The organism is Sphingobium sp. CECT 9361 (assembly GCF_918741285.1).
Classification (GTDB): domain Bacteria; phylum Pseudomonadota; class Alphaproteobacteria; order Sphingomonadales; family Sphingomonadaceae; genus Sphingobium.
The window spans coordinates 91,588-117,645 of the sequence record NZ_CAKKNC010000015.1 but is presented as its reverse complement, the minus strand read 5'-3'; the positions used below and the strand labels follow the sequence as shown (position 1 = coordinate 117,645).

Annotated in this window: 16 protein-coding genes and 1 pseudogene; 4 read left to right on the top strand and 13 right to left on the bottom strand. The window is 62.2% G+C overall.

Translation table 11 applies throughout. The features are described 5' to 3' along the window. Positions 1-120 precede the first annotated feature (120 nt). Together pgl and LQ220_RS18265 are read right to left on the bottom strand one after the other, a co-directional pair. Positions 121-831 (bottom strand): 6-phosphogluconolactonase, encoded by a 711-nt coding sequence (pgl, locus tag LQ220_RS18270; protein ID WP_230189569.1) that lies wholly within the window; start codon positions 829-831, stop codon positions 121-123. Between the two features lie 90 nt (positions 832-921). After that, a complete protein-coding gene (locus tag LQ220_RS18265) occupies positions 922-1,113 on the bottom strand; it encodes a hypothetical protein (protein WP_230189568.1) in 192 nt (63 codons plus the stop codon). Between the two features lie 245 nt (positions 1,114-1,358). Here LQ220_RS18265 and LQ220_RS18260 point away from each other — a divergent pair, with 245 nt between their 5' ends. Continuing rightward, entirely contained in the window at positions 1,359-2,318 is a 960-nt protein-coding gene (locus tag LQ220_RS18260) for a GNAT family N-acetyltransferase (RefSeq protein WP_230189567.1), read from the top strand. A gap of 890 nt (positions 2,319-3,208) precedes the next feature. Here the strand turns inward: LQ220_RS18260 and LQ220_RS18255 are convergent. The 3 genes from LQ220_RS18255 to LQ220_RS18245 all read right to left on the bottom strand — a co-directional run bounded on the left by LQ220_RS18255 (position 3,209) and on the right by LQ220_RS18245 (position 6,701). Further along, on the bottom strand, positions 3,209-3,610 hold the full coding sequence (locus LQ220_RS18255; protein WP_230189566.1) for a hypothetical protein: 402 nt from the start codon (positions 3,608-3,610) through the stop codon (positions 3,209-3,211). A 9-nt stretch (positions 3,611-3,619) separates the two neighbouring features. After that, entirely contained in the window at positions 3,620-4,438 is an 819-nt protein-coding gene (locus tag LQ220_RS18250) for a TIGR02587 family membrane protein (RefSeq protein WP_230189565.1), read from the bottom strand. A gap of 907 nt (positions 4,439-5,345) precedes the next feature. Then, positions 5,346-6,701, bottom strand: coding sequence for a calcium-binding protein (locus LQ220_RS18245; RefSeq protein ID WP_230189564.1), 1,356 nt, complete (start codon positions 6,699-6,701; stop codon positions 5,346-5,348). 239 nt (positions 6,702-6,940) lie between these two features. Here LQ220_RS18245 and LQ220_RS18240 point away from each other — a divergent pair. Continuing rightward, a pseudogene (locus LQ220_RS18240) lies at positions 6,941-7,414 on the top strand (transposase); the annotation flags it as partial. Positions 7,415-7,564: 150 nt separating this feature from the next. Here the strand turns inward: LQ220_RS18240 and LQ220_RS18235 are convergent. Genes LQ220_RS18235 through LQ220_RS18220 form a run of 4 tightly spaced genes read right to left on the bottom strand, consistent with a single transcriptional unit; the run spans position 7,565 to position 13,459 of the window. After that, positions 7,565-8,704: a hybrid sensor histidine kinase/response regulator gene (locus LQ220_RS18235; protein ID WP_230189563.1), complete on the bottom strand. Its 1,140-nt coding sequence runs from the start codon at positions 8,702-8,704 to the stop codon at positions 7,565-7,567. Then, positions 8,704-9,264: a chemotaxis protein CheB gene (locus tag LQ220_RS18230; RefSeq protein ID WP_230189562.1), complete on the bottom strand. Its 561-nt coding sequence runs from the start codon at positions 9,262-9,264 to the stop codon at positions 8,704-8,706. Before LQ220_RS18230 ends, LQ220_RS18235 begins: the two co-directional genes overlap by 1 nt. Beyond that, positions 9,261-10,100: a CheR family methyltransferase gene (locus LQ220_RS18225; protein ID WP_230189561.1), complete on the bottom strand. Its 840-nt coding sequence runs from the start codon at positions 10,098-10,100 to the stop codon at positions 9,261-9,263. Before LQ220_RS18225 ends, LQ220_RS18230 begins: the two co-directional genes overlap by 4 nt. Next, entirely contained in the window at positions 10,085-13,459 is a 3,375-nt protein-coding gene (locus tag LQ220_RS18220) for a response regulator (RefSeq protein WP_230189560.1), read from the bottom strand. The genes LQ220_RS18225 and LQ220_RS18220 overlap by 16 nt, the downstream gene beginning before the upstream one ends. Positions 13,460-13,968: 509 nt before the next feature. Between LQ220_RS18220 and LQ220_RS18215 the strand changes: the two genes are divergently transcribed. Both LQ220_RS18215 and LQ220_RS18210 read left to right on the top strand, forming a co-directional pair. Next, positions 13,969-16,023: a serine protease gene (locus LQ220_RS18215; RefSeq protein ID WP_230189559.1), complete on the top strand. Its 2,055-nt coding sequence runs from the start codon at positions 13,969-13,971 to the stop codon at positions 16,021-16,023. Further along, positions 16,020-19,619: a pYEATS domain-containing protein gene (locus LQ220_RS18210; protein ID WP_230189558.1), complete on the top strand. Its 3,600-nt coding sequence runs from the start codon at positions 16,020-16,022 to the stop codon at positions 19,617-19,619. The genes LQ220_RS18215 and LQ220_RS18210 overlap by 4 nt, the downstream gene beginning before the upstream one ends. A gap of 39 nt (positions 19,620-19,658) precedes the next feature. Here the strand turns inward: LQ220_RS18210 and LQ220_RS18205 are convergent, their stop codons facing one another. The 4 genes from LQ220_RS18205 to LQ220_RS18190 form a co-directional block, all read right to left on the bottom strand. Further along, positions 19,659-20,867, bottom strand: a complete 1,209-nt coding sequence (locus LQ220_RS18205; RefSeq protein ID WP_230189557.1) for a serine protease — start codon at positions 20,865-20,867, stop codon at positions 19,659-19,661. 16 nt (positions 20,868-20,883) lie between these two features. Continuing rightward, a complete protein-coding gene (locus tag LQ220_RS18200; RefSeq protein WP_230189556.1) occupies positions 20,884-23,667 on the bottom strand; it encodes a DNA/RNA non-specific endonuclease in 2,784 nt (927 codons plus the stop codon). A 48-nt stretch (positions 23,668-23,715) separates the two neighbouring features. After that, entirely contained in the window at positions 23,716-25,107 is a 1,392-nt protein-coding gene (locus LQ220_RS18195; protein ID WP_230189555.1) for an alpha/beta fold hydrolase, read from the bottom strand. A gap of 64 nt (positions 25,108-25,171) precedes the next feature. After that, a complete protein-coding gene (locus tag LQ220_RS18190; protein WP_137405911.1) occupies positions 25,172-25,918 on the bottom strand; it encodes a hypothetical protein in 747 nt (248 codons plus the stop codon). Positions 25,919-26,058 lie beyond the last annotated feature (140 nt).

The window sequence follows — 26,058 nt, the reverse complement described above, 5'->3', positions numbered from 1 at the left end:
ATCAGCCACGGCCTGTCAGCTCCGGCGCTCCACGCGCGCCATCGTGAGCCGGCCCAGTCGGAAAGGATCGAAAAACGCGACGCAGTACCGCACCATAGTGGGGCATCGGCCCAGCAGACTTCATGCTCGCGCCCAATGGATGTCCACCGGGAGTTCCGTACCTGCCAACGCTCGTCCTATCGGATAGGGGGAGGACCGTCCTTGCTTGATCGCATTCTCAATCACGGTGCGCTTCTCCGTGCCTGTACAAGCGATCACCAGAGCGCGCGCGGTGGTGATCGCCGCAAGACTGAGCGTAACGCGCGGCACGGGTGCATCGTCGGGCATCGGATGTGGCATCACGCCCAAGGCCCGGCATTCTTTTGGACCCGCTATTGCTTCGTCGAAATCGGGGCCCGGGAAGATCGAAGCGGTATGTCCATCGCTACCGACCCCGAGAAGACACAGATCGAGCGGCCAATGCAGGTCTTGCATAAGGGCATCTGCAGAACGTCCTGCCGCCTTGTAGTCGGCGATCGCATTGGGGACGATGGGCATGACGCGGGCGCCCTTAGGCAGAAAGAACTTGGCCAACGCCGTGACGTTACTGAGCGGGTCGCCCAATGGCACAATGCGTTCGTCTCCGGGGATAATCGTGACGCGCTTCCAGTCCAATTTTGCAGACGATAATGCTTCGTAAATTGGAATTGGCGTCTTTCCGCCCGCAAGCGCAATTACCGCCGCGCCGCGCGCGTCGATCGCGCTTTCGATGATGAAGCCGATATCGCCAGCAACCGCCGCAGCCAACTCGGCCAGGTCATCATATTCCCACCACTCGACTTCGTCGCTCACGTGATCTTCCTTGAACAGAACAGGCTTAAGCCTGTGCTCCCGCTTCTCGTTGGTCGATCAACACCGCAGTCCATAAGGACTTTTGGACTATCAGCCGACAAGGGCCGACTTCGCAGCTAAGTTGATTGCCGCCCGGGCTGCCGTGTCGCTGACGCTGCGGGCCATTTCTTCCCAGGTTTCAGCCGACCGCTCGTGCATAGCCTTGCGATTGGGAAGAGGCGTCTTGGCGGCAGCATCGCGTTGCGCTTGGGCGTTAGCGAGGTAGGTTTCTATCAAAGACATCCACGGCCCTTACAGCCTGCCAGGTTCAAGAGCCAGCCTTGGTCTCGACATCTGTCCGCATGTTCAGGCGAGATCGGTCGCAAGGCCATTGCCTTCGCCTACCGCGCGGATCCGGGCCCAGGCATCCAGGAGATGTTGCATTGCCCAAGGTCAACCGGATCCGCTACGGGTCGCGGACGGTCCACGACACCAAGGCACTTAACCCAGCAGTTTGAACCGCTGGCCCGATAACGGGTTATGGATGGATGCCCGACGATATCATTTATCACAAACTGCGTGAAATGGCGGAGCACCGCGGGTTGAAGCTTGTCAAATCTCGTAAGCGAAACCCCGGAACAGGAGACTTCGGCAAATTCGGGCTGGTGCAGGCGGATGGCGAGCCGTTGCTCGGCGTGAGCCAGGCCGGTTTGACGGCCTCAGCCGAGGATATTGAAACCTATTTGCGCAAAGGGTCCTTAAACACCTGGAAAGCCTCGGCCCAACGCGTGCCTGGTCGTGCCGCGCCAGTGGAGAAGCCGAAACGGCTAGAGAAAGCAGAGGACGATGTCGAAAGTAGCCCCGTTAAGGGGCCACGCCAGCGGATAGCCCCTGCCAAAAACGCTATAGCGAGGAAGGCGGCGTCAAAAGGGAGAAAGGGCAAAACATCCGCCGCGCCACAGCCCGACGACACGCAAGTCAGGGGACGGTCCACGCGCCACAAGCTTGCGCCGCCTGTGGCCAAGCCAATCTCGCCTGTGGCTACCGAGCCAATGCATACACCATTGCCAGGCCACCAATTGCGCGTTCGCGCGGCGAAGCCCACTGATGCCCCAGAACTGGCGAAGTTGCTGGGGCAACTGACTCATGGAGAGATCGACGGGCCTGGGGTAGCGCGCAAACTTGAAGCGGTGCGCAAGTTGAAGGGCGGCATGGTGATCGCCGAACGGGGGATGTTAGTCGGTTGCTGCGCCTGGGCGCTTCTTCCTACGCTTCAATATGGACTGATTGGGCGGATTACGATGATCCTGGTCGACAAGAGTCACCGTCGCCAAGGCATTGCAACCGCCATGTTCAAAGCCGCCGCTGCCTCTCTGGGCAATGCCGGCTGCACGCGGGTGGAGGCGTTGAGTGACATTGAAATCAGGAATACGCACAACTTTTTCCGGGCCCTGGATTTGGAGCAGACAAGCTATCGATTTGCCGGGGTGCTTGATGGGAACAGCTGATTTAACGTTCTGAGCCTTGCATGACCGGATGGAATGGGTGCTTGGGTCACGCTGCATTTCTCCCCGCACTTCGGCGGGGTTTCGAAGCTGCTGCGGATAGACCACACGCAGCTTTGACTGCTGCGTCGAATAGGAGGTCGAGCAAGGCATGAAACGCTGCAGCAATCGATCCGGCTGTAGGTTTAGGACCGGGGCCAGACCCCTGGGCAAAACTCGCGACCTTGGGCTCCACCGCATTTTCGACGAGGTTCGCGAAACAGAATCCGCACTTTTGGCAATACAGCCGATGATAGTCGGTGCTGTCCCACCCGGCATACGGGCCAGAAAGACAGATGGCAGCGCACAGGAACACGGCGAAGAAGAGATACGGCGCACCATGCCCTTTCTGTCAGACAAGACAGTGGCACAGGCCAAAGCCAGAAGCGTCACCTGTATCGGTAAGCCGCAACGCACCCCATGCGCGACCAACACGCAAACGATGAGAAAGTCCAAGATGGGGTTGCCGCCTATAAAGCAGGATATTGTCCGCTTATCGGTCGGCAAAGAACGACGGCCGCCCGTCCGCTCTAGTGGAGCGAAAAATCTGCTTCTAAATAGCAAAGACGGGCAACATTCTGTCTGGTTCAGCGCGAAACTGAACGGGAAACGCGGCCGATATAGTCTGCTGACCCGTCATCGGCTGCGATCCAGCGCTTCGCTTTGCCTACGCCACTATCTGCCGCGAACCAGGTCGTCCGTTGGCATCCGGCGTATCGATCAGAGAGCATGGCTACGCGTGGTGAAGCATCAATGACACTGCGAGCAGCGTCTTGAATAGCTTAATTGGAGACGGGTCCGGCATCTGTGCCGTGATCAAATCACAGGCAAGGGAACTCCCCTACGGCCTGGCATCATGGAGCCTGATAGCCCATCGGCCGCACCCTCAAAGCAAGGCTACTGGGATCATGCTCGAAATACAGGCCGCCTTGTGCGGTGCCATGGCCTGAAACATAATCAATCGTGCTGCTGCTCGTCTCAATCACTCGGCCCTGGTCGGTGAGTTGTCCCTCGATCTCAAGCGCAGCAGCAGAGGCCCCGCCCCTATTGCGGGCATCGAAGGTCACCAGATATCTTTCCCCCGCCTTCACGCTTGTATGAACATCGATGTGAATGTCGGGGGGAACACGCGATCCACCCTGCACTACGTCCAGGCCTATCGCTACCAGCAGGAACAGCAAAAGTAGCAACCCCGTGGCGGCAGCGATCCATTCGAGGATGGGGGTCCGAGCAACAGTGGAAGAGTAAATTTTCACGGAGCTACGTCACACGACAAGGCGGGCGATCGCTGCACCGATGGATGCGGGAAACCCGAGTACAACCATACTGCCGGCAATGGCGTGAACCGCCTGGCCATCTACGCGGCCGAAGGTCCAAAGTATGTAGAGGCCGACCAGGGCAGCGATGGCATATCCGGGAATGGTATAGGCTAGGAACAGCCTTATCCCGCCATAGCCCTCGGGCGCGCGCTCTTGACCCGGAAGACCTACCGCGAACACCAGTACATGCAGTGCAAAGAGAGACACAGCGATAAGCGCCAAACTGTGCCAAGGCGTCATCTTTAAACCGATCAGAATGACCTCTTCTGTGGGTGCGACGTTGAACGCGAGGAACAGCGCCCCGGCGAGCATAAGAAACAGCTCGCCTGCATATTCGCCTGACCTCCGCTTCTGGTCCTGCGACTTTTCCCTTTCGCCCTCACCCAACTGCTTGCGTGCCAACATCGCGCCAAAGCTCGTAGGAATGGACTGTATCGCGATCATACGTGCAAATTCGCCGATCGGCATCGACGTGTATAGCAAACCAAAGAGGCTCAAGATCAGCGTGGATCCCGCTATGCCCACCGCATAAGCACCAAGGGCGTCCAGCAAGTCTTCACTGAAGGAATCGGTGGGCTCGAAGCCGCCAAAGCGCGAGAGAACGACAAGGACGCCGAAGTTCAGGCAGACGAAAAGCAGCAGCCGGGCGGGATGGATGTCGAGACCCAGTGACCACATTTCCATGGTCATGAGCAGAGGAAGGCCGAAGATAATCGCCCCACCGAGCGCGCGGGCCAGTCCAAGCGCATAATCCTGATTAGACATGGCTGGCAGGGTTGCTGGCATTTAGTGGACTAGCCTCATGTAGACGGCCCCGGGGTAATGGTGATGAGGCCGAACGTGGCGATAGGATGGCATTGGATACATATCGGGCGGAAGGTCAAGAGCCGTCGTAAAAGGCCTTCATCCTCGACGATGGCACGATGATTGCCGAAAACGTCGCGGTACCCCGGTGGATCGCCGGTGAGACACCGGCGCTGCAGGTTGGCGGCACGCTGGGGTGAACGCACGTGCTCGAAGCGCTGACCTGCATCACCACAGAAATCCACCGGCCTATAAGCTGATGTGGCACCCTAGCAGTGCCGCCGAAATGCGAAGGCGAGCGAAACGGTGCTGCGACTGCTGCAGCCGCTTTCTGATGACCTGCAGGGCGACTATCTCTTCGGCGCCAAGCCCCAGCGTTGCCGACTTCTACCTCTTTGTGATGTTGGTCTGGGCGGACCGCTTTGCGCTCGATCTACCGGTTCCCCTGCCCGCACTTCGCGAACGCCTAAAGTCGCGTCCGGCTGTTCGAGCCGCCATGGCGGCAGCGGGAGTCAACTGAACCTGCCAGTCTTTCGGGGCGCCGCAGTCCGCCGTCGAATTCCATCGAATTCGAAGGCGATATCGCTCTCCTCGACAGGTTCTGGCTGGCTCGACACCCGCCTCGATACGCCGCCTTCAATCCTCCATTGTCACCTATTTTCCCGCATAGCTCGCGAAACACGCGTGCAAACTCGGCATGTCCGCTGGTCATGCGGTAGGAGTTGAACATGCTCGCTCCTCTAGCTGCCGCCGACGTGGATCGAGGGGCTGGCGCCGTTCGCGCCTTGCCACCGAGGACGCACCGGTGGACGACCCTACCTCCTGGCCGTTCGCCGTAACGAGGCGGCTAGGCCTGGGTGACGCTCTGCTACAGCAGTAGGTCACCCATCGTCAGTGCCGCGCCATCGACCGTTTCCACTTGGATGAGGGCGTCTGTCTTGAGGTCGCCATCGAAGTCGATCTTCACGCGGGTGTAAGCGCCCGCGACCAGCGTGACTGTGGCACCGGTGAAGGCGGAGAGGTCTAGCTGGTCGATTCCTACCTCGAAGTCGTAGATCTGGTCCCGCATCCCGTAGGCCAGGCTGACATCGCCAGGGGCGAACACGAACACATCCGCGCCGCTGCCGCCGAAGAGCTGGTCCGCTCCCTGGCCGCCGACAAGCCTGTCGTTCCCGCCGTCGCCGTTCAGGCGATCCCCGTCGCTTCCGCCGTAAAGGATGTCGTCGCCGCCCCCACCGGTAATCCTGTCCGAACCGGCGTCACCGTGAACCTCATCGTTGCCAGCGGCACCAAATCCCGCAATGTCCCCGTCCAGTTCATCATTGCCGCCGCCGCCGCGGATGATGTCGTTGCCACTCCAGCCGCTGAAGACATCGGCAAAGGCGCCCCCGGTCACGACATCATCACCGCGGGTGCCGTAGCTGTAGGCGGAGATGGACTCAACGTTGCGAACGGTCGCACCAAGCAGGGTCTGTTCGACGGTCGGATCGGCCAGCGAGAAGATCATGGTCTCTGACGCCGGATAGTAGCCAGAGAAGTGGATGGAGTCGATCCCGTCGCCCCCATCTACCAAGATGTCTCCCAGGCCGAGGGATAGATAATCGTTACCATCTCCGCCAAGCAGGGTGTCGCGGCCATCATCCCCACGTAAAATGTCGTCACCGCCGCCACCTTGTAGAATGTCGTCGGCCCGCCCGCCAGAAATCTCGTCATCCAACGCACCGCCGGTTATATCGTCGCCGAAACTTGAGCTGTTGCCACGATACACCAGTCGCTCGATGTTGACCAAAGTAACGCCATAAAACGGCTCCCGCGGCGTGTTTACGTATGCATAGAATGTCTGCGGAATGGAGGGATCAGAAAGATTGATTATCGAATCGAAACTCGAGCTTATTACGGCAGTGTCTACGCCGGAGCCTCCGTCAATCAGTGTTATAGGAACCTCTGTCCCGATGACTGTGTTTCCATCTGTGAACTGCAGAATGTCGTCTCCGTCGCCGCCCGAGAGAATGGCGTCCGTCTCGTGAAAGAAGCTTCCACTATACCCGTTGACGATATCGTTGCCGTCGCCGCCGTAAAGCTCGTCGCGGCCGTCCCGTCCGGTGATTTCGTCGTTGCCGCCGAGACCTTCGATCACGTCGGCGTCGGCGGTTCCCAGTAGGTTGTCAGGGCCTGCGGTGCCGAGAATTATAGCCATTTCACCCTCTCCCCTTTTCTCAATCAAGAACTTGGCAACTCTTGCGCGGCGAGAATTCGATCGTTCCTTAAGGTCTCCGTCAGGTTACACGTGAACGGAGTGGGAAACAAATCAATTAACGGATCGAACTGCGACCGCTTTTGCTAGGATTGACGTTCAACTCTACTGCTCTGAACGGCTGGGTCTGGTCGATAGTGTTGAAAAACTCTGGCTTGAAGTAGTTTGCGAGGTCTGATTCACTGCTCGTGCAGGACGGAGACAGGCCGATGATGGGCGAGCGGACGGTGGCACAGGAAGCGCTGTTTTACAGCTTCAACGTGGAACGGCATGTGCCGGCAGGCCATCTGCTGCGATCGATTGACAGGTTCGTCGATCTGTCTGGAATCCGCGAGCATTTGCGGCCCTACTACAGCAAGACCGGCCGGCCATCGATTGATCCGGAACTGATGATCCGGATGCTGCTTATTGGCTACTGCATGGGCATCCGTTCGGAACGCAGGCTGTGCAATGAGGTGCATCTCAACCTCGCCTATCGCTGGTTTTGCAGATTAGGACTGGAAGGCGATGTGCCCGATCATTCGACCTTTTCCAAGAACCGCCATGGCCGGTTCCGCGACAGTGATTTGCTGCGCACGCTGTTTGAGACGACGGTAAAGCGCTGCATATTGGAGGGATTGGTCGGCGGTGAAGGCTTCGCCGTCGATGCCAGCCTCATAGCCGCTGATGCCAATCGCCAGCGTGGTGTTCGAAATGCCCTTCTATCACCCCACGTTCGAGGAAGGACTTAAACAGGCGTTGCGGACCGTCCGCGCTGCGACCCCGATCGCAATCCCACAAAAAAATCAAACTCGGGCTCGCCTGTAGGCGCGTAGCACCAGACGAGCCGGGCGTCATTCGACCGTAGGAAGGCGCACCTCGAACGTACTGCCTTCTCCGAACATGCTGTGTTTCAGGCGGATGGTTCCGCCATGCAGCTCAACCAGCTGCTTCACCAGCGCCAGCCCGATCCCGAGGCCGTCCTGCTTGACCTTGCCCTTGACATCGGCTTGCTCAAAAATCCCGAATATCCGGCTTTGCTGATCAGGCGCAATGCCGATACCGTTGTCGGCAACCTCAATCCAGGCAGTCTGGTCTTCAACCCGCGCGGTCAACCGGATTTCGCCCGCTGCAGGAGTGTATTTGGCAGCATTGCTGATCAGGTTGCCAATAATCTGCGCCAGGCGGGCGTGATCGGCGTTAAGCAGCACCGGACCTGGCGGAAGATCGATTTGCAGCGTATGCCCTGCCTCGTCGATCGCTGGACGCGATGTTTCGACGGCAAACGCCAGCACATCGTTCAGGTCCACTCGCTCGCACTGCAGAGAAATCTTGCCTTGCTCGATCCGCGCGATGTCGAGCAGATCCTCCACCAACCGTGTCATGTGCATCAGACAGCGGTTCATCGAAATACGAATGTCGCCTTCGACAGGCTGTCCCTTTTTCCGCTCGAGCATGATCAGCCCGGCATTCAGCGCTGCGATCGGGTTGCGCAGCTCGTGCCCCAGAACCGCCAGGAAGCGGTTCTTCTGAATATCGGCTTGCTTCAGCGACGCGCTCAACGCGGCAAGTTCATCGCGCTGTGCCGCCAGTTGTCGGCGCTGGCTGTAGAGCTCAAGAAACACACGCGCTTTCGATCGCAGGATATCGGGCTCGATCGGCTTCTGGATGAAATCGACCGCACCGGCCTCATAGCCCTTGAACCGCCGAGTCCCGTCGCCCGCACCAGCTGTGACGAAGATGATCGGAATGTGCCGAGACCGTTCGCTGTTGCGCATGAACTCGGCCAGCTCGAAGCCATCCATGCCGGGCATATGGACATCGAGAAACGCCAGCGCATAGTCCTTGACCAGCAGCAGCTCGAGCGCCTCCTCGCCACTGCGGGCGGTGTCGCAGCTCAGCCCCTCGCGACGCAGCAGCGCGTTCAGGGCGATGAGGTTCTCCTCCAGGTCATCGACCAGCAGAATGCGGACCGGTTCGTTTGCCAAGGTCATCACGCCGCCTCCTTCCGCAGATATTTAACAATTTCGTCGATGCTCAGGCATCGGGCCGCCGGGCACGCCTCGAGCGCGGCTCGCGGCATGGTTGGCATTTCAGCGGTCACCGGGTCCTGGACGATCACCGTGCCACCCGCCGCCCAGATCGCCCGCAGCCCCTCGGCGCCATCATGATTGGCACCGGTCAGGACGATGCCGGTCAGTTCAGGGCCCAAAGCGTCTGCGGCTGTTTCGAACAGGACATCGATCGCGGGGCGCGAGTAGTTGACAGGTTCATCGGAAGTCAAGGCAATCGCCATGTTTTTCTCTACCAGCAGATGGTAGCCCGGAGGCGCGAAATAGACCGTGCCTTGTTGAAGCGCTTCCTTGTCCTCCGCCTCTTTAACCTCGAGCAGACATCGGAGCCGCAGCAACTCGATGAGCGGGTTGTCATTGCGCTGCGGCACATGAAGGACAATCAGGATCGGGTGCGCGAAATGCGGCGGCAAGGCCGTCAGAATCCAGGACAGAGCCTGCACTCCACCTGCCGACGCGCCGATGACGATAGCTCTGGTCATGAACCGGCCCGCTGATAGATCTTTTCTTCCCGCGCAAACGCGCCAAAGGAATCGGCATGCGCGGAAAAACGCAGGCTCTCCTTCGAGCCGAGGCCCAGAAAGCCTCTGCGCGCGAGCGAATCCCGGAACAACCCGACCGCGCGGTCCTGCAGCTCACGGTCGAAATAGATCAACACGTTGCGGCAGGAGATGAGGTGCATCTCGCCGAACGCGGCATCGGTGACCAAGCTGTGATCCGAAAACACCGCTTGGCTGCACAGCGTTTTGTCGAATACCGCACGGCCATAGTTGGCCGTGTAATAGTCGGACAGCGATGAGCGGCCGCCCGATTGCTGGTGATTTTCGGTAAACAGCCGGATTCGGTCAAGCGGATACACGCCGGCTTGCGCGGCATTGAGCGCGGTCGGGTTGATGTCGGTGGCGTAAAATAGGGTTTTCTTGGCCAGTCCCTCTTCATGGAACAGGATGGCGAGCGAATAGAGTTCCTCGCCATTGCTGCACCCGGCCACCCACACCTTGAGCGAAGGATAGGTCCGCAGATGCGGGATGACCTTCTCCCGCAGCGCCCGGAAATAGGATGGATCGCGAAACATCTCGCTGACCTGCACCGTCAGGAAATCGAGCAATCTTGGCAGCAAAGTCGCGTCACGCAGCACTTCCGCCTGGATTGCGGAGATGCTGTCATATCCCAGTTGCGCGCGCGCTTGCACCAGCCGACGCTTTATTGAGGCGCGGGCATAGTGCCGGAAGTCATAATGATAATGCTGGTACAGCGCTTCCAGCAACAGCTGGATTTCGATGTCCTCGATTGAGCTGGTCACTAGCGCGGCATCCATACCCGCACCAGCGAGAGCAGTTTGTCGACATCGATAGGCTTGGCCATATAATCGTTGGCACCCGCATCGAGGCAGTTCTGCTGATCGTCCGGCATGGCTTTGGCGGTCAGCATGATGACCGGCAGCTTAGCCCATTTGGGATCGCTCCGCATCTCGCGCACGGCAGTCAGCCCGTCCATTACAGGCATCATTACGTCCATCAACACGAGGTCGATCGACTGATCGGCCTGATCGTCGCTTGCCTCCAGAATATCAAGCGCCTCCTGGCCATTGCGCGCAATCTTGGCGATCACGCCGCGCGGTTCAAGAACGCTGGTAAGCGAATAAACGTTCCGCACATCATCTTCGACAATGAGCACCCTCCGACCCTCGAGCGCGGCATCGCGATGCCGGGCCTTTTCGAGCATCCGGCGCTGTTCGGGCGGCATTTCGGCGACGACCTGGTGGAGGAACAGCGAGACCTCATCCAGCAGCCGTTCTGGCGACTTGGCGCCCTTGATGATGATCGAGCTGGAATAGCGACGCAGACGCTGCTCCTCCTCGACCGTCAGATCGCGCCCGGTATAGATGATCACCGGCGGATAGGCGCGGTCGCTGTCTTGACTCAGCTCTTCCAGCAGCGAAAAACCCGACGCATCGGGCAGCGCAAGATCGAGCACCATGCAATCGAAAGACTCGCTCTGCAGCAGCTCCAGGCACCTGGCCACCGTGCCCACCCCCACGGTTTCGACATCCTGCGACTTGAGCAGTTCAGATACCGCATCGCGCTGGACTTCGTTGTCCTCCACGATCAGCACACGCCGCATTGAGGATGCGAGCTTCTGCTGCAGCCCGGCCAGCACTTGGGCCAGCCGTTCCCGCTGGACCGGCTTTTCCAGATAGCCGATGGCTCCCAGCGCCAGCGCGGTCTGGCTCTGGTCGGCGCCGGAGATCACATGGATCGGGATGTGCCGGGTCTCGTTCTGGTGCTTGAGATGATCGAGAACGGTCAGCCCGGACTGGTCGGGCAGACCGATATCGAGCACGATCGCGCTCGGCTTGTAGTCGCGCGCAATGTCGATGGCCTCCTGCGCGGTTCCGGCGACGATGCACTGGAAGCCGAGATCGTGCGACAGGTCGCACACGATCGAGGCGAAGGTCGCATCGTCTTCGATCACCAGCAGCAGCCGCTTGCCGGTATCGAGCACGTTGCGGTCGTCCTCAATCCCGGAAGGGCGAGGTTTGGCCGCCGCACGGTGCTTGACAGGCTGCGGGTTGGCCAACGCCGGCTGCGGCGCGGCGCGCGTTTGCTCGCGCACGGGAACCTTGAAAGGATCATAGGTCGCGGGGATGGTCAGCATGAACCGGCTGCCCACGCCGACCTTGCTTTCCACCGTGATCGCGCCGCCAAGTAGCCGGGCAAGTTCGCGCGAGATCGACAGGCCCAGACCCGTCCCGCCATAGCGCCGACTGATCGAGCCATCGGCCTGTTGGAACGCGTCGAAAATGCTGTCCTGCTGCTCCTGAGTAATGCCGATGCCCGTATCCGCGACCGTCAGCGTCACGCTGTTGTCGGCCGCCGACGCTACGGTCAGGCACACGCTGCCACGCTCTGTGAACTTGAGCGCATTCGACATCAGGTTCTTGAGAATCTGTTCCAGGCGCATGCGATCGGTAAGGAATGTGCGCGGGCAATCGTCGGAGAGCTCCAACGACAATGTCAGCCTCCGCTCGTCTGCGATGGGCTGGAAAACCTTCTGCAGATCGTTCAGCAGCCGGTCCACCGGCACCGCCGCCGGCTGGATTTCGATGTGCCCCGCCTCGATCTTGGAGAGATCGAGAATGTCGTTGATCAGGTTGAGAAGGTCGTTGCCCGACGACTGGATCGTCTGCGCGAACCGCACCTGCTCGGGCGATAGATTGCCATCGGGATTGTCGCCGAGCAGCTTCGACAGGATCAGCAGCGAGTTGAGCGGGGTGCGAAGTTCGTGGCTCATGTTCGCGAGGAAATCGGTTTTGTACTGGCTGGCTTGTTCCAGTTCGCGCGCCTTGAGCTGCAAGGTGGCGCTGGCGCGTTCGAGCCCGTCACGCTGGGTTTCGAGCGTCTGCGCCTGTTCCTCAAGCTGGCTGTTGGTCTGTTCGAGCTCGACCTGCTGAAGCTCGAGCCGCGCCTGCGATTCGCGCAGCGCTGTCCCCTGTTCTTCGAGTTCCTCGTTGGACACCCGCAACTCTTCCGATTGCGCCTGCAGTTCACTGGCCTGATGCTGGGTCTCCTCGAGCGCATCCTGCAGGCGTTCGCGAAACCGTGCCGAGCGCAATGCGATGCCGATGGCGCCGGACGCCTCGTCGAGCAGTTCGAGTACCACAGGGTCCACGGGCTCGAAAAACCCGAGCTCGATTACCGCATTTACCACATCGTCCGCCTTGGCCGGCGCGATGACGAGATGCCGCGGCGCGGAGCGTCCAAGCGACGATCCGACCGTAAGATAGCCCGGCGGAACATCGTCAAGAACCATGATCTTGCCATCGACCGCGACCTGACCCATCAGTCCCTCGTTTAGCGCGAATTTATCGGGAACATCGGCATCGCTGGGCACGCCGAGCATGTTGGCGCGCCGGAAGCTACCGCCCTCTCCCTTAAATAGCGCGCCGGCCGGGCTACCAGTCCGCTCGTGCATGAACCCCAGGATGGCTGCGGCGAGCTCCGAAATGCTTTTGTCGCCCATCATCGCCTTGGCCAGATCGGCCTGCGCGCCCTGAAGCCACTGCTGGCGTTCGCGGCTGCGCGCATTGCGCATGAACAGGATGAAAATGGCGATCGTCAGTCCTATACCGGTGAGGCTGGTTATGACGGAACTGACAATCGCCGCCTGAGAGGCGGCTGCCATCGCAACGAGACGGGTTTCACGAATCCGCTGCTCTTCGCGCGTCATTCGCGCGATCTGTTCGCGAATATCATCCATGACATTCTTGCCACGATCGGTGTTCAACGCGGCTACCGCAGCCTCGACACCGCCGACCCGACGCACCTTGATGACATCACTCATGATCCGCATTCTGGCCATGACCCTGTTTTCCAGGGAGACGAAGGTTTCCTCCTGGACGGGGTTGGCGCGCGTCAGGCCATTAAGCTTGCGCAATTCGTCATCGGCGCGTGCGATTCCCTCGGCATAAGGGTCGAGATATGTGTCCCGCCCCGTCAGCAAATATCCGCGCTGCCCGGTCTCGGCATCGAGCATGGCAGACAGCACATCGTCAAGCGTGGTGAGAACGCCATGGGTGCGCCGGATCTCGCGTTCGCTGGCGCGCACATTCGCGATGTTGAGATAGGCAAGGGCCGCACTTATTACGAAGAAGGCGATGCCGATAACAAGTCCCACGACAGCCCATCTGCTCGCAAGGCCATGTGCATGCGACGTAACGCTCGCTTTTTTCACTCTGTTTCTTCTCGCAAACCTTGGTGCCGCCCTGCTTAGCCAAGAGTGGCGATGATGCACAAGGCCGCAACTCCTCGTGTCTCCATCGGACTGTGTGAATGCAATGGTCGAACCGCGCGCGGCGACACACTATGCCTGCAACTCTCTGTCAGCCAACGCCCGCTCTTGTTTGACGTATGCAATCGGCAAAATGGCGGGATAGAGCGCTGGGACAATTCTGCCGTTCCCGCGCGACGAGTACAGCGGCAGGTTCCAGGCCAAGCCCGACAACTCAGTGGTCGGTCCGCATCGTCGACATGCAGGCCGATTACTTGACAGAGACGAGGCTTTGCGTTCTACTCGACTTATAAATCTATAAGATTTGCGCTCGGGTCGGTGAGCGGGGATTTCTGGCCATGAGTAAAGAAGCAAATGCGCTCGCGAAGCTTATCGCGGAATATGTCCCACCCTTCGTGCTGTTCGAACTGAACGATCCGGACGTGATGCTGGACGTCAAGAACTGGCGCAACGAACTCACCGGGCACAAGGCGCAGAAACTCGAACTGGCGCAGCGGATCGTCGATGCGTTCGAGACGCGCGGCTTGATTTCGTCGCTCGCCAATACCCTCTATCGCAAGATGGGCAGCGACGATCTGGTCGCCGCCAAATTCGTACCCTTTGCCAAGGACGGCACCCAGGATAATCAGCAGGCGGCCTTGGCCTATCGCGCGCTCATGCTGCAGCAGTCCAAGCTGCGCGAATTTCTCATCGAGTGCGAGCCGCGCATCTGCATGGTCTTTGCGCCAGGCCCTCAGGGCACCGCCTCGCTCGGCACCGGCTTCCTTATCGGGCCGGACTGCATATTGACCGCCAGACATGTCGTCGACTTCGGCATCAGAGGCCCCGGAGGTGGCATCTACGAGAGATATTGCGCCGTGTTCGATCATGTCACCGGGCCTGCGCTCAACAACATCAAGGATATCCCGGCGACCGCCCGCAAGGTGATGTTCGCGCCCAACTGGCAGGAGTTGCTGCAGGCACGGGACGTGATGCCGAACGACGGCGGTATCGCCAATCCGAATGCGGAACAAATCGAGCAACTGAAGAAGAATCTGGATTTCGCGGTTATCAAGCTAGCCGAGCCGGTCGGCTCGGAAAGTCGCTACAATAATGGCGGCAGCCGCCGCGGCTGGTTCAGCGCGAGCGCCTTCACGGGGCCGGACCTCGATCAGCGCATCATCATCCCCCAGCATCCGATGGGGTTCCGCCAGCAGATCGACTTCGGCCGCTTCAAGGAGAAATGCCCGTCGGAGACGCGGATCCGCTACGATACGGAGACGGCCAAGGGCACGTCCGGCGCGCCCTGTTTCAACGAGAAGTTCGAGCTGGTCGGCATGCATAACGCTGCCTACCGTCCGGACGGGCTCGACAAGTGGAACCAGGCCATTCGGTTCGACTGGATCGCGCCGCTGCTGCCGCCGATCGACAACAGCACGCCGAAACCCGTTGCCGTGCAGATATGGAGCGCCAGCCAGACCGGCTCCAAGCCCATCTTCGGCCGGCGACTCCTGATCGAATGGATCGACCGCGCCATGTCCGTCACCGCGCCGGTTGTCGACCAGATCTTCGCGGCCGAAGGCAAGATCGGCAAATCCGGCCGCGCCTTCTCGGTCGAGATATTGCGCGAGAAGCTCAGCGTGCGCAGCGATCCCGTGGTCGAACTCGGCACCGCCCTCGCTCCGCTCCCGACGACGGTCGAGGACATCATGGCGACCATTGTCGACCAGTTGGCGCTGCCCCCGTCGGTGCTGGCCGACATGCCGGTGCGCCCCTACAAGAACGCGATCGACGGCTCGAAGAAGACCGCGACCTGGGCCTCGAAGGAGGTCCCCGACTGGTTCGAGCGCGTGCTGGCAGACAATCGCCAGTTCGGCGTGAGCCTGCTCGATTATGTCCGCCAGCTGCAGGAATACGGGCAGGCCGCGTTCGACGCGAGCGCGACCGACGACGAGCGCGCGCAGGGCCGCAAGTTCGAGTTGACCCCGGAGCAGCAGCAGATACTGGCGACGGAAGATGGCGGGATCGAGAGCCGGAGTCGCTGGCAACTGATCTGGGTCGTCCTGCGCCTGCGCACCGGGCAGAAGCTCACCGAGGAGCTCAGCAACCTGCTCGCCCGGCTCGCCCGGACGGTGGAAGGCGGCACCAGCGAACTCGGCCGCATCCGCTGGCTGTTCATCGAGACGATTCCCGATTTCATCGCCATCCTCGATCCGCGCTCGAAGGAAGTGCTCAACCCCGCCGAGATCGGCGAGACCGAGCTGCGCAATTGCTGGCGCGGCATTGCCAATGCGGCGAACTATCCGTTCAATGAGAATGATCCGAATGTGGTCGGCTCGCTGAACTTCTTTAAAAAGCTGGACAAGCTTGTTCAGACGGAACAGCGCCTGCCCATATTCCAGCAATATATGTTCGAGATCGCCACTGCATTTCGCGCGACCGTGTCCGCTAACAGATCGGCGGGTGTATGACAGCTGCGGATTCCCCGTCCGTCTCCCCTATGGAGCGGCTTCTGGCGCAATTCGACACGATGACCGCATCGGACCTCGCCAAGAATTTCCCACAGGCAAGCCCGCAACCTGAGCCGATACTTCCGGTCAGCGCGGCCTCGATCCAGGCGGCGATTTCCGATTATTTCATGCCCGGCGCCATCCACCCCTCGGGGCAGGCGACCGATGCGTTGGTGCGTCACGCAGCGCCGGTGATCGTCGACGGAGTCAGCCGTCTGCGGCTCACCGATCAGGCGCGGGCCGATGTGCTTTGCGCTGCGCTGCGCGATCCGGCGACCAAGGCCTATCTCCACAAGCATATCGCCCTGCTGACGGCCGACAATGTGCCGGACGCCCCCGTCAGCAAATGGATTCGCCGCTTCCTGGCCGGCGAGGCCGTCAAGCTCACCAATGCGCCCCCGCACGAATTGCGCGCCGCCGTCGATGCGCTCGAACGGCTGTGGGAAGTGCCGCCCGATCTGGTGCCGCGCCCCGCCGCCGCAGAAGCGCGCCGCGCGCTCGAGCGGGCAGAACTGCTCGAACCGCTGCGCCTGCTCGTCGGAACCGAGGGCGGCTGGGACGGCAGCCCGGTCACCGACCAGTTCGTCGGCCGGGTCCAGCAGCAGCATGATCTGCGCGCCTATGTCGATGCCATCGCATCGCACGGGGCGCTGGAAGCGATCAGCCGCTACGGCAACCGGACCCTCCAGTCTTTGGGACTGGCGGATGCCGGGATCGTCGTGATCGAGGCGAGCGGCGGGCTCGGCAAATCGGCGCTGATGGCCAAGTTCGTGCTCGATCATGCCATGGATCAGGTCGATCCATTCCCCTTCGTCTATCTGGATTTCGATCGCAGCGCGTTGCAGCCCCGCGAGCCGCGCCATCTCCTCGCCGAGACGCTGCGCCAGCTCTCGCTCCAGTTCGGCGAACATGCCGAACCGCTGCTCGCACTGCGCGATCAGCTGCTGGGCGAATTGCAGGGCGCACTCACCCGCGGCGAGCCTTTCGCCGCCTGCCGCGCTCTGCTGACCGATCTGCTGGGCGTCGGCCGGCGCCCCTTCCTGCTCGTCCTAGATACGCTGGAAGTCGCCCAATATGAGCCGGTGGCGATCGACGGGATCGACCGCTTCGTCGAGGCGATGGCCGGCCCAACCGGATTGCCGGGATTGCGTGTTGTCGCGGCGGGCCGGGCCGGCCTCGGCAACATGGGCTTCCTCAGCGCGATCAAGGGCCCGGTCCACCCCATAGTACTCGATGCACTCTCGGTGACCGAAGCGATTGAGATGGCCAACAAGCGCGGCGGGGCGGTCTTGGGCAATGCGTGGAACGAGCGCTGGGCCACCTGTATCGTCGGCCTCGATCGGGAAGCCCGGGAGGAAGTGGAACGCCGCGAGCCGCTCTCGGTTCGCGTCGCTGTCGATGCGGTGGCGCATACCGAGCCGGCCAAGCGGGCGCAGCTTGCGGAAAAGATGGCCAAACATGGTTTTGCCGCGGATTCAAGCTTCGTCGGGCGCCTATACGAGCAGCGCGTGCTGGCCCATGTCAACAAGGACGCGGTCAAACTTGCCTGGCCTGGCCTCATCGTGCGCAACGTCACCGTCGAGATCGTCCGCGACCTGCTGGCGGGCGTGATCGGGATGAAGCCCGAGGAGGCGCAGGCCGCGTTCGACTCGCTGGCGCGCGAAGTGTGGATCGTGGAAGGCGCGTCACAGGACGGGACCAAGGTTCTGCGGCACAAGCGCGAACTGCGCGCCAAGACATTGCCGCTGATGCGATTGCAGGAGGACAACAAGTTCGACGAAGTGAACCGCGCCGCGATCGGCTATTTTGGGCTGTTCAGGGACGCCGCCAGCCACGCCGAATGGATCTATCACCGATTGCTCGACGATCAGGAGCCCGCCGTCGTCGACGCCGACTGGACGCCGGACGACGCGCGACGGCTGGCCGATGCGGTGAACGACTTCCCCCGCAGCAGCCCGCAGCGCCTCTATCTGCTCGGACAGACCGCCCAGGCGCTCCTGCCGGCAGACACGCTCATGAAGCTGCCGGATTGGCAGGCGCTTGAGCATCTCGCGCGCACCGCGGCCGATCATGGCGGCTTCGACGATGTGCGCACCCTGCCGGAAATCCTGCCGCTCACCCGCCAGTCGCCGTCGAAACCATTGTCGAAGGAGGCAGCGGCCGTGCGCGCCGCCCTCCTGATCAAGGCCGGCATCTGGGACGACGCGCTGCCGGATCCCGCCGACATCGCCAATCCCGCATGGGCGGAGCGCGCCCGGTTCGCGCGTAGCTATCGCGAGGCGCGCCGGCCTCCGCCGTCGCCGGACCTCAGCACGGTCGCCGCGCTTCCGGACATGGCCGGCCCCAACCAGTATAGCTGGCTCGCCCAGGATCTGGCCGCCGCGCGACGGCTGCGCCCGCACCTGTTCGAAACGCTGGACGACGAGCTTGCCGCCCATCTGGACGATGTCCGATCGCTCCCGCAACGCTGCGACCTGGCGTCGCTGCGCGTGGCGGCGATCTTCGGCGAGAAGAGCTGCCTGCCCGCCGCCCGGCTCTGGTCGGCGGCGAGCCGTCAGACGCTCTCGCGCGACCAGATGCTGACCATGTCGGGAGCGGAAGCAGAGATACTCACGTCGGGCGACTTCGATATCGCCGAATTCGCCGAACCGCAGGATCGCGACCTGATCGTCGAGCGGCTGCAGCTCCTGACGAAATCCCGCCAGAGCAAGATTCGCCTGGCCGACGCGGAATTCGACGGCGCGTTGCAGCGCACGCTCGGACATCTCGCGGTCAGCGTAGCGCCGAATATCGACATTCTCGTCACGCGCTATTTCGCCCAGCGCCAGCCGGACTGGATCGTGCCGCTGGCCTATGCCGCCGCCGCCGCGCTCGACGACAAGCCCGCCGCCGCGCGTCGCGTGGCGACTTATGTCAACGCCTATCAGCCCAAGAAACTGTTCAGTTCCGCCCACCTGATCCACGCGAGCAATCCGCTCGACATGGTGGAAGTCATGCGGCTCGCCGACGAAGCCTCGGATCTGCGCGGCATGGCGGCGGAAATTCTCGATCTTGCCCCGCATTCGCCCGCCGCAGACCGCCTGCACACCCTGATCAAGGATTTCGACGACTGGCGCGCCGCCATCAGCACGGTGGTCGCGGCGGACATGCCGCAGTACCGCTCGCGCGAGGATTGGGCGCCTTCGCCGCCGGCGATCACGGTGGAAGATGATCCGCAAAAGAACCGCTGGGGCGGTAAGCCCGAGCGCGACGGCCGCCGCCTCGGCGTCACCCTGACCGGCGAGAGCAAGTCCCTCTTCAACATTGATATTTTCGTCGATTCCACCGACGGTACCGAGCTTGTCGGCCCGGTGATCTTCCATCTCCACTCGACCTATCCGCGCAGCGTCATCCGCATCAACCGCGTGCGCAACAGCCGCGCGACGCTCTTCCAGGTCGTGTCCTACGGCATGTTCACCATCGGCGCGCAGGTGAAGCGGGCGAACGGCGCCTGGACCCAGCTCGAACTGGATCTGCTCGACGTGCCGGGCATCCCGAACTGTTTCCTCGACAAATGAGACCGGCCGGGCGTTCGCGATAGCGAATGCCCGGACGCCTCACTGGTCCTGCGCGTAGCTGGCGCCATATTTCGCCACGATCTTGTGCAACGCCGCGAAATGATGGCCGTAATTTTGCTCGCGCGAGATGCCGGCGAAATGGAGGCCGATCACCCGCCCGCCATTATCGTCCAGATCGACCAGCGCCGATCCGGAATTTCCCGCGAGGGTCGAGCAGCCATGCGCGATTGCCCATTTCCTGCCTTCGTCGCCGGGCATCTGGCCGGGCAGTTGCATGACGCGGCCGGGCGCCAGCTTCTTCACCCCGAGCTTGCGATCGAACACGCTGTTGACGACATCCGCCGTCTCGAAGCGCGGCGGCGGCTTGCCCGGGCCGAACCATTTCATCGGCGGCGCGGGAAAGCCCACCGCATAGATGCCCTGCCCATGATAGAGCGCGGCCGGATTCTGTTCGAGCGTGACGGTACCGATGGGCTTCGGGTCGCCGACCGGCACCATACGCAGGATCGCCATGTCGAGATGCGCGAAATTGACCGTGCCGTTGATCGGATCCGCCCCGAAATATTCGACGCCGATCACCCGATAATCGGCATGGGTCGGCAGGCCGAATTCGGCGGTAAAATCAATCACCGTGTCGTCGGGCCATTCGAGCGTCCAGCCTCCCTTATCATCGGGTCGGGCAATCGCTTCGAGCACATGGCGGTTGGTCACGACCAGCTCGGGCGTGATCGCGAACACCGTGCCGGCAAAGCCCGGATTGATCGGCACATTCAATCGCCCGACGCAGGAGATAACCTGCTGGATGAGGCTTTCGAACTTGATAAGCGCGAACTTCCAGTCGCCGACCGCCGGCGCCTTCACGTCGATAAAGCCTTTCTTGACCGTCAGGCTTGGCGCCGAACCATCGGTCTGGATGACGGCTTCCAGCGCGACCAACTGGCGCATCGTATAGCCGTCCTGCGGCTCGCCATCCCGCTCCAATATTTCGCGCGCGCCGCGAACGACCTGCGCCGCGGAATCCTTGTCCTCCACGTCCGCCAGCGCGGCATCCAGCAGGTCGAGCCGATCGGCGGCAGACTTGCCATCGGCGGATTCGAGCGAGGGCATGGCGCCGGCTTCGAGGCTGGACATGGTGAAGCCGCTGCTCTCAGCCACCTCGCCGCTACCCCCGGCCCCGGCCGCACCATTGGCGACGCGGATGGCGGCCTTCACCTCGCTGGCCGGAACCGGCGCATCCCAATCGGTCATGACAGGCTCTCTTCTCCTAGATCGCCCATGGCGCGGTCGAATCATAATCCGCCTTTTCGGTCCCGACCGAGATATGGACATGGTGGTTGTGCGGATTGCGCCCGGAATAGGGCCGCCATGCCCAAGCCGGCTGGCCGTCCTTCGGAGCGGAACTGGCGATGCAGCGGTTCCAGATGATATATTTGACCCGCTTGTCCTTGCTCGCGCGGATCGCCTCGGCCAGCGCATTGGCGTCACAACCGCCGTTAGGATCATGGGTGATGTCCATCGCCGTCACCACGCCCTGCCGCCCATCGGAAATCCAGGGATTATGGTCCGAGCTGCGGCTGGCATGGGCGGCGTCGCCGATCGTGCCGTCGGACGCCTTGCTGCGACGGGGCGCCCTGGCATTGACCTGATTCTTAAGCGTGAGCAGCGCCTTGGCGACGCGCCAGTCGATCGGCCCTTCTGTGAAGTCGCAGACCGCCGCCGCGATGCGGTTCGTGTCGAAATCGGCGTCCTCATCGTCGCCGCTATTGGGCGTCGCCGTGTCGCCCGACATGGCGTCGTCCGCTTCGGCGACGCGTTCGATCCCGGCGCGGAAGGCGACTTCGCGGCCGCGATCGTCGATGAACTGGTCGGCGTCGCGCACCTCCTTGCCGAACAAGACCCCGGTCCGCGCCTCGATCTCCGCGATCGGCACCATCAGCCGCCGGAAATTCTCGGTGACCGTCATCTCCAGCGGCACATTGCTCAGATCCTGCTCCAGGATGAAGCCATAGGCCGCGATACCGTCGCTCACCCGCGCGACGACGACTTTCCAGAAGGCTTGTGGGATCTTGGCGCGCAGCGGAACGCCATAGCCGGCCGTGCCCACGAATGTCTCGTCATCGCCGGCCAGGATCGGCCCGGCGAAGACGCACAGCCGTTCGCTCGCGGCATTGCCGTACACGAGATTCTCCAGGTCGCCCCAATTATCCTTGCCCTTGGTCGACTGGTTGAACTGTGCGACCTGCGGCGAGCAATTGGTGACATGATAGGTATCGCCATTGGCGCGGCGCAGCACCGCATAGCTCCTGCCCCAGGCGACATCCTCGCGGCGCACGATATGCCCCTTGTCGAACGCGCCCTGATCCTTGGTGAAGAAGGCGTCGGGCAGTTGATAATGATCGGCGATGCGCGGTTCGGGCAGCCACTTCTCGATATCGTTCGGCCCCAGACCGGAGAGGCCCTTGCGGGTATAATTCTTGCCCGCCTCGGGCTCCTTCAAGGCATGCTCGTCGGTGACATTGCTCGCCGTGAACAGGGCAATGCGCCGCTGGGCGTGGATCTGAAGAGAGAAATTCTCATATTTGAGCGTCTTGCTGCCGTCCTTGAGCGGCGCGACCACGCCGGGATCGGCCGCTTGCGGCATCGGGACGGTAAGGCCGCCGCCGAGAAATCCGGAATCATAGCCGCCACGCGCCGAATAGTCCGGGTCATGGACAGGCTGCACCATCTTCTCGGTCAGATCCGCAGCGGCGACGGATTCTTGGGCGACGGCAGCGCCGGCCGGAACCGGCGCCCCGAGTCTCACGGTGATGTGCAGCGGCACGGTGATCGAGATCGAGCCATCGCCATGCGTGGTTTGCGCTGGCGGGGGGGGCGGCGGCGGTGGCAGTGCCGCCGGGGCAGCGGCTGCGGCGCTGACGCCTCCGCCGTCGCTGCCTCCGATGCTCTCAGTCGCCTGCCAGAAACGCTCCCATGGCGGCGTCCCGCCGGTCGGCACGCCCGCAAAACCCACGCCGGCATCGACGACCCGGCCGTCACGCGCCAGTTCGAACGCGGGCACGGCATAATTGATGTCGAGAAAGCGACCGCCGAAATGCAGTCCCAGCACCTCGCCGGTCTCAAGATCGATGATCGCCGATCCCGAATTGCCACCGAGCGTCGAAGCATCATGCGTGCCTGCCGACACCAGCTTGCGGAAACTCTCCGTGTCCCGCCGCGCGCCGAGCTTGCCTGGCTGCAGCCGCTTCACGCCATAGACGCCGTCGAACAGCTCATTCTGCGTCGCGACATCGTTGCGCAGCGGATCATAGGCGGGATAGCCGATGACCGCGACTTCGCGCTTGTCGAGATCGCCTATGTCCATCAGCGACAGCTGCAAGGCGGAGCGCTGGGCGCCGACGCCCTCGACCGACAGCAGAGCCATGTCCCAATAGGGATGGATCATCCTGATGCCGCGCACCGTCAGCATCTCTGCCGCCGCGCGATCGCGCTCGTGGCGGAAGTCGATCGTCGCCTGCCAGCCGGTCTGGAAACGCAGCGTCCGGTTGCCCAGCCCGGCCGCGAATATCTCGGCGACATGGCGATTGGTCATCAGCAGGCCAGGGCCGACCAGAAACCCGGTTCCGCCATAAGGCAGGCGCGTCTGCCCGGGCAGATCGATGCGCCCGACCGCCGGGATCTTCTCCACCAGCCGGGCGTGAAGTGCCGTGTCGCTGTCGAGCTTGAGCCATAGCGGATGGTCGGCGGTGAAATCGCCATCCTGCACGTCGAAGGCCGGACGTTCCTTGGGGATGATGATCGCCTCGATGGCAGCAAGTTCCGGCCGGGACAGCTGGACGTCGGGCGTTTCCTTGAGCTTGCGTAGGCCCTCATTGGCCAGTTCAAGTGCTTCATCGGGACCGGACAATTCCGGTGCGGCCTCGATCATGCTCTCGGTCTGCGGCGTGCGCGCGGCCGCCGGTTCGGCAGGAGCGACCGCCTCTATGCCGCCCTCGCCCCGTTTGATGTGCGCAAGATATGCTGCCAGCCGCCTCTGATGAACTCCGGACATGACCGTATCCTCCTCTGCCGCAATCAGCTCTTTCGCCGCGGCCGGCCGCTACTGTGCGGTGCCGTCGGCCGTGGGAAGCGGCGCGCACACGCTGAACGCCGTGGACGCGCGATAATCGCCATTCTCCAGCCGGACCTCATAATGGCCCGGCTCTCCAATCGGATCGAGATACAGTCGCAGCCGGCTGAGCGCTGGGCCTTCATAATGCAGCGGCACGCGGCGGACGTCCTGCGCCTTCGCCTTCTCCTCCTGCAGGACGCGCACCAGGACGAGGTCGCCCGACAATTGCTCGATCGATGCCGGCATTTCCTCGGGACCATCGGGATAGATGAGCAATTCGACCGACTGGTCGGCCGCGATCATCGGGGATTCGACCGACATGGCGAGCTGGCCCAGCCCAGCCTCGACCGCCGGCCCTTCATTGCCGCCGAGCAGCCGCACGAATGTCCGGCGGAATGCGACGCCCTTGAAGGCGGTGGCATGTTCGTTCGTGACGATCGCGCGCTGGCCCGGTCGCGGGAGCGCGCTGTAGAGCGGGACCGTGCCGTCGCCGCCATCCTCGGTGCGGGTCAGCACCGTCTCGCCAAGATCGAGATCGCCCCCCGCCTTGCGGACTATATTGATCCGCGTGACCGTGCGGTGGCCGGTGCCGCTGAAATAGAAATAGCGCACCTTGTCCGGCTGGTTGCCTGCGCCCAGCACGGCATGAACCGCCTGCGCGCGCGCGATCAGCCTGGTGTTGAGCTTGAGCAGGGCGATGCCTGCTGCGTCATAGATATCGATCGGCGCAAGCGGCGGGTCCGTCTGGTCCGACTGGTCCCAGCATGATCCTTCGCCCGGTGCCGGCAGCAGCTGATAGGCCGAGGGATATTCCTCCCGGCTGGCGAGCCAGGCGAAATCCGCGCCGCTGATGCCCATCGCGCTGTCCTGCCCTAGCACCCGGCCGAGTGCGAGCGGGGCGCCGAGATGCGGCGTAGCGATGGCGATCAGCTGGTCGATCAGCCCGAACCAGGGCTCAGTGCGGAAGCGCGGATCTTCCAGCAGCAACCGCGAAATCAGGCCGCCCATCGAGTGGGCGACCAGCGAGACGCGCGTGGCGCCCTTCGCCACCTCATGGGCGATGAGTTCGCCCAGATCGTCGGCGAGGTCGAACAGGTCGCGGCGCCAGTCATAGGGGAACTCGATCTGGCGCTTGGCCGCGCCGTCCGCGGTGAAGCCCAGTCCGGTCAGCAGGTCGAGCAGCGGCTGGTAGAAATCGAAGCAGGCAACGCGCGTGATGATGCCGCCCGGCTTGACCTCGGCGCTGGCGAGCTTCTGCGTGCGCTTGTAGCCGAGCTGGGTCTCCAGCGGCGTGGGCGGCCAGACTTTTTCAATGCCGTCCGGGGTCGGCAGCAACAGCTCGGTCCCCATGATTCCCGGCACGACGATGACGATGTGCATTCAGTCCCCCGCTTCCCACAATCCCTCCGCGACAGCCCTGCGCCACAAGCATGGCCAGCTCCGCTCAGAGCTTGGCTTCCGCTATGAAGCTGGTCGCCAGCGCCGCCAGCTTCGTGCGCAGCGCCGATTCCATCAGCGCGAGCAGGCTGTTGTTCGCGGTCAGCGTCTTGGTCGAGCTTTCGAATTCCGCTTCGGCCTTGGTCAGCTTGAAGAACAGGATGCTGGTCGTCTGCTGCTGAACATGCAGCCGGGCGACGGCGTAGCGGATGGTCGTATCGATGTTGGTGCTGCTGACCGCGGCGAAATGCATCTCGCTCGCATTGAAGCGCCGCGTTTCCCGGTCAAACAAGGTAATCCAGGGCTGGTCGGCGTTCATGTCCTGCAGATTCTTGAGGCCGGCGAGGATGACCGGGCCGATCGCGGCGCCGCCAAAGGCAATGGTGAGGAACGGGATGATCGCCTTGTGCACCTCGACGCCGGTCTTCTTGAACGTCGATTTGGTGATCGCCGTCCCGGCGACGTTGAAGCCGAGATTGCTCAGATTAGACGTGTAGGCGGCGAGCCAGTCATCCTCGTCATCGTCGCCCGTCATCGAGGTCGTCGCGACCCGGCTCGCGAACAGCATGGCTTCCGACACGCCGGCGCGCACCGCCATGCTGGGCACTTGCGAGAAATCGATGAGCGTGGTGCCCGACACCACGGCGGGCGGAAGCTGGTCCAGATTGAGACCCGGCGCCTCGATGCCGGCGACCGACTCCTCGATATTTCCAAGTTCGGCGCTTTCGATGAAATTTCTGGGATCGGTCGTCATAGCTCCTCCTTCTGGCGTGCGAGACAGAATAATGCTTCCGAACATCTTTAACAGAAGACAGGCGCGCGGCGCCCGATATCGGCGACCGATCGGCCGATTAGCTCGGCTCGATAGTATTTCTAATAAATATCAGAGTAACC

Excerpts from the sequence above, each read along its gene's own strand:
- LQ220_RS18260 (WP_230189567.1), top strand. The coding sequence starts at position 1,359 with ATGCCCGACGATATCATTTATCACAAACTGCGTGAAATGGCGGAGCAC.
- LQ220_RS18210 (WP_230189558.1), top strand. The coding sequence starts at position 16,020 with ATGACAGCTGCGGATTCCCCGTCCGTCTCCCCTATGGAGCGGCTTCTG.
- LQ220_RS18265 (WP_230189568.1), bottom strand. The coding sequence starts at position 1,113 with ATGTCTTTGATAGAAACCTACCTCGCTAACGCCCAAGCGCAACGCGAT.
- LQ220_RS18235 (WP_230189563.1), bottom strand. The coding sequence starts at position 8,704 with ATGACCTTGGCAAACGAACCGGTCCGCATTCTGCTGGTCGATGACCTG.
- LQ220_RS18190 (WP_137405911.1), bottom strand. The coding sequence starts at position 25,918 with ATGACGACCGATCCCAGAAATTTCATCGAAAGCGCCGAACTTGGAAAT.
- LQ220_RS18225 (WP_230189561.1), bottom strand. The coding sequence starts at position 10,100 with ATGGATGCCGCGCTAGTGACCAGCTCAATCGAGGACATCGAAATCCAG.
- LQ220_RS18250 (WP_230189565.1), bottom strand. The coding sequence starts at position 4,438 with ATGTCTAATCAGGATTATGCGCTTGGACTGGCCCGCGCGCTCGGTGGG.
- LQ220_RS18195 (WP_230189555.1), bottom strand. The coding sequence starts at position 25,107 with ATGCACATCGTCATCGTCGTGCCGGGAATCATGGGGACCGAGCTGTTG.
- LQ220_RS18200 (WP_230189556.1), bottom strand. The coding sequence starts at position 23,667 with ATGTCCGGAGTTCATCAGAGGCGGCTGGCAGCATATCTTGCGCACATC.
- LQ220_RS18205 (WP_230189557.1), bottom strand. The coding sequence starts at position 20,867 with ATGACCGATTGGGATGCGCCGGTTCCGGCCAGCGAGGTGAAGGCCGCC.
- LQ220_RS18230 (WP_230189562.1), bottom strand. The coding sequence starts at position 9,264 with ATGACCAGAGCTATCGTCATCGGCGCGTCGGCAGGTGGAGTGCAGGCT.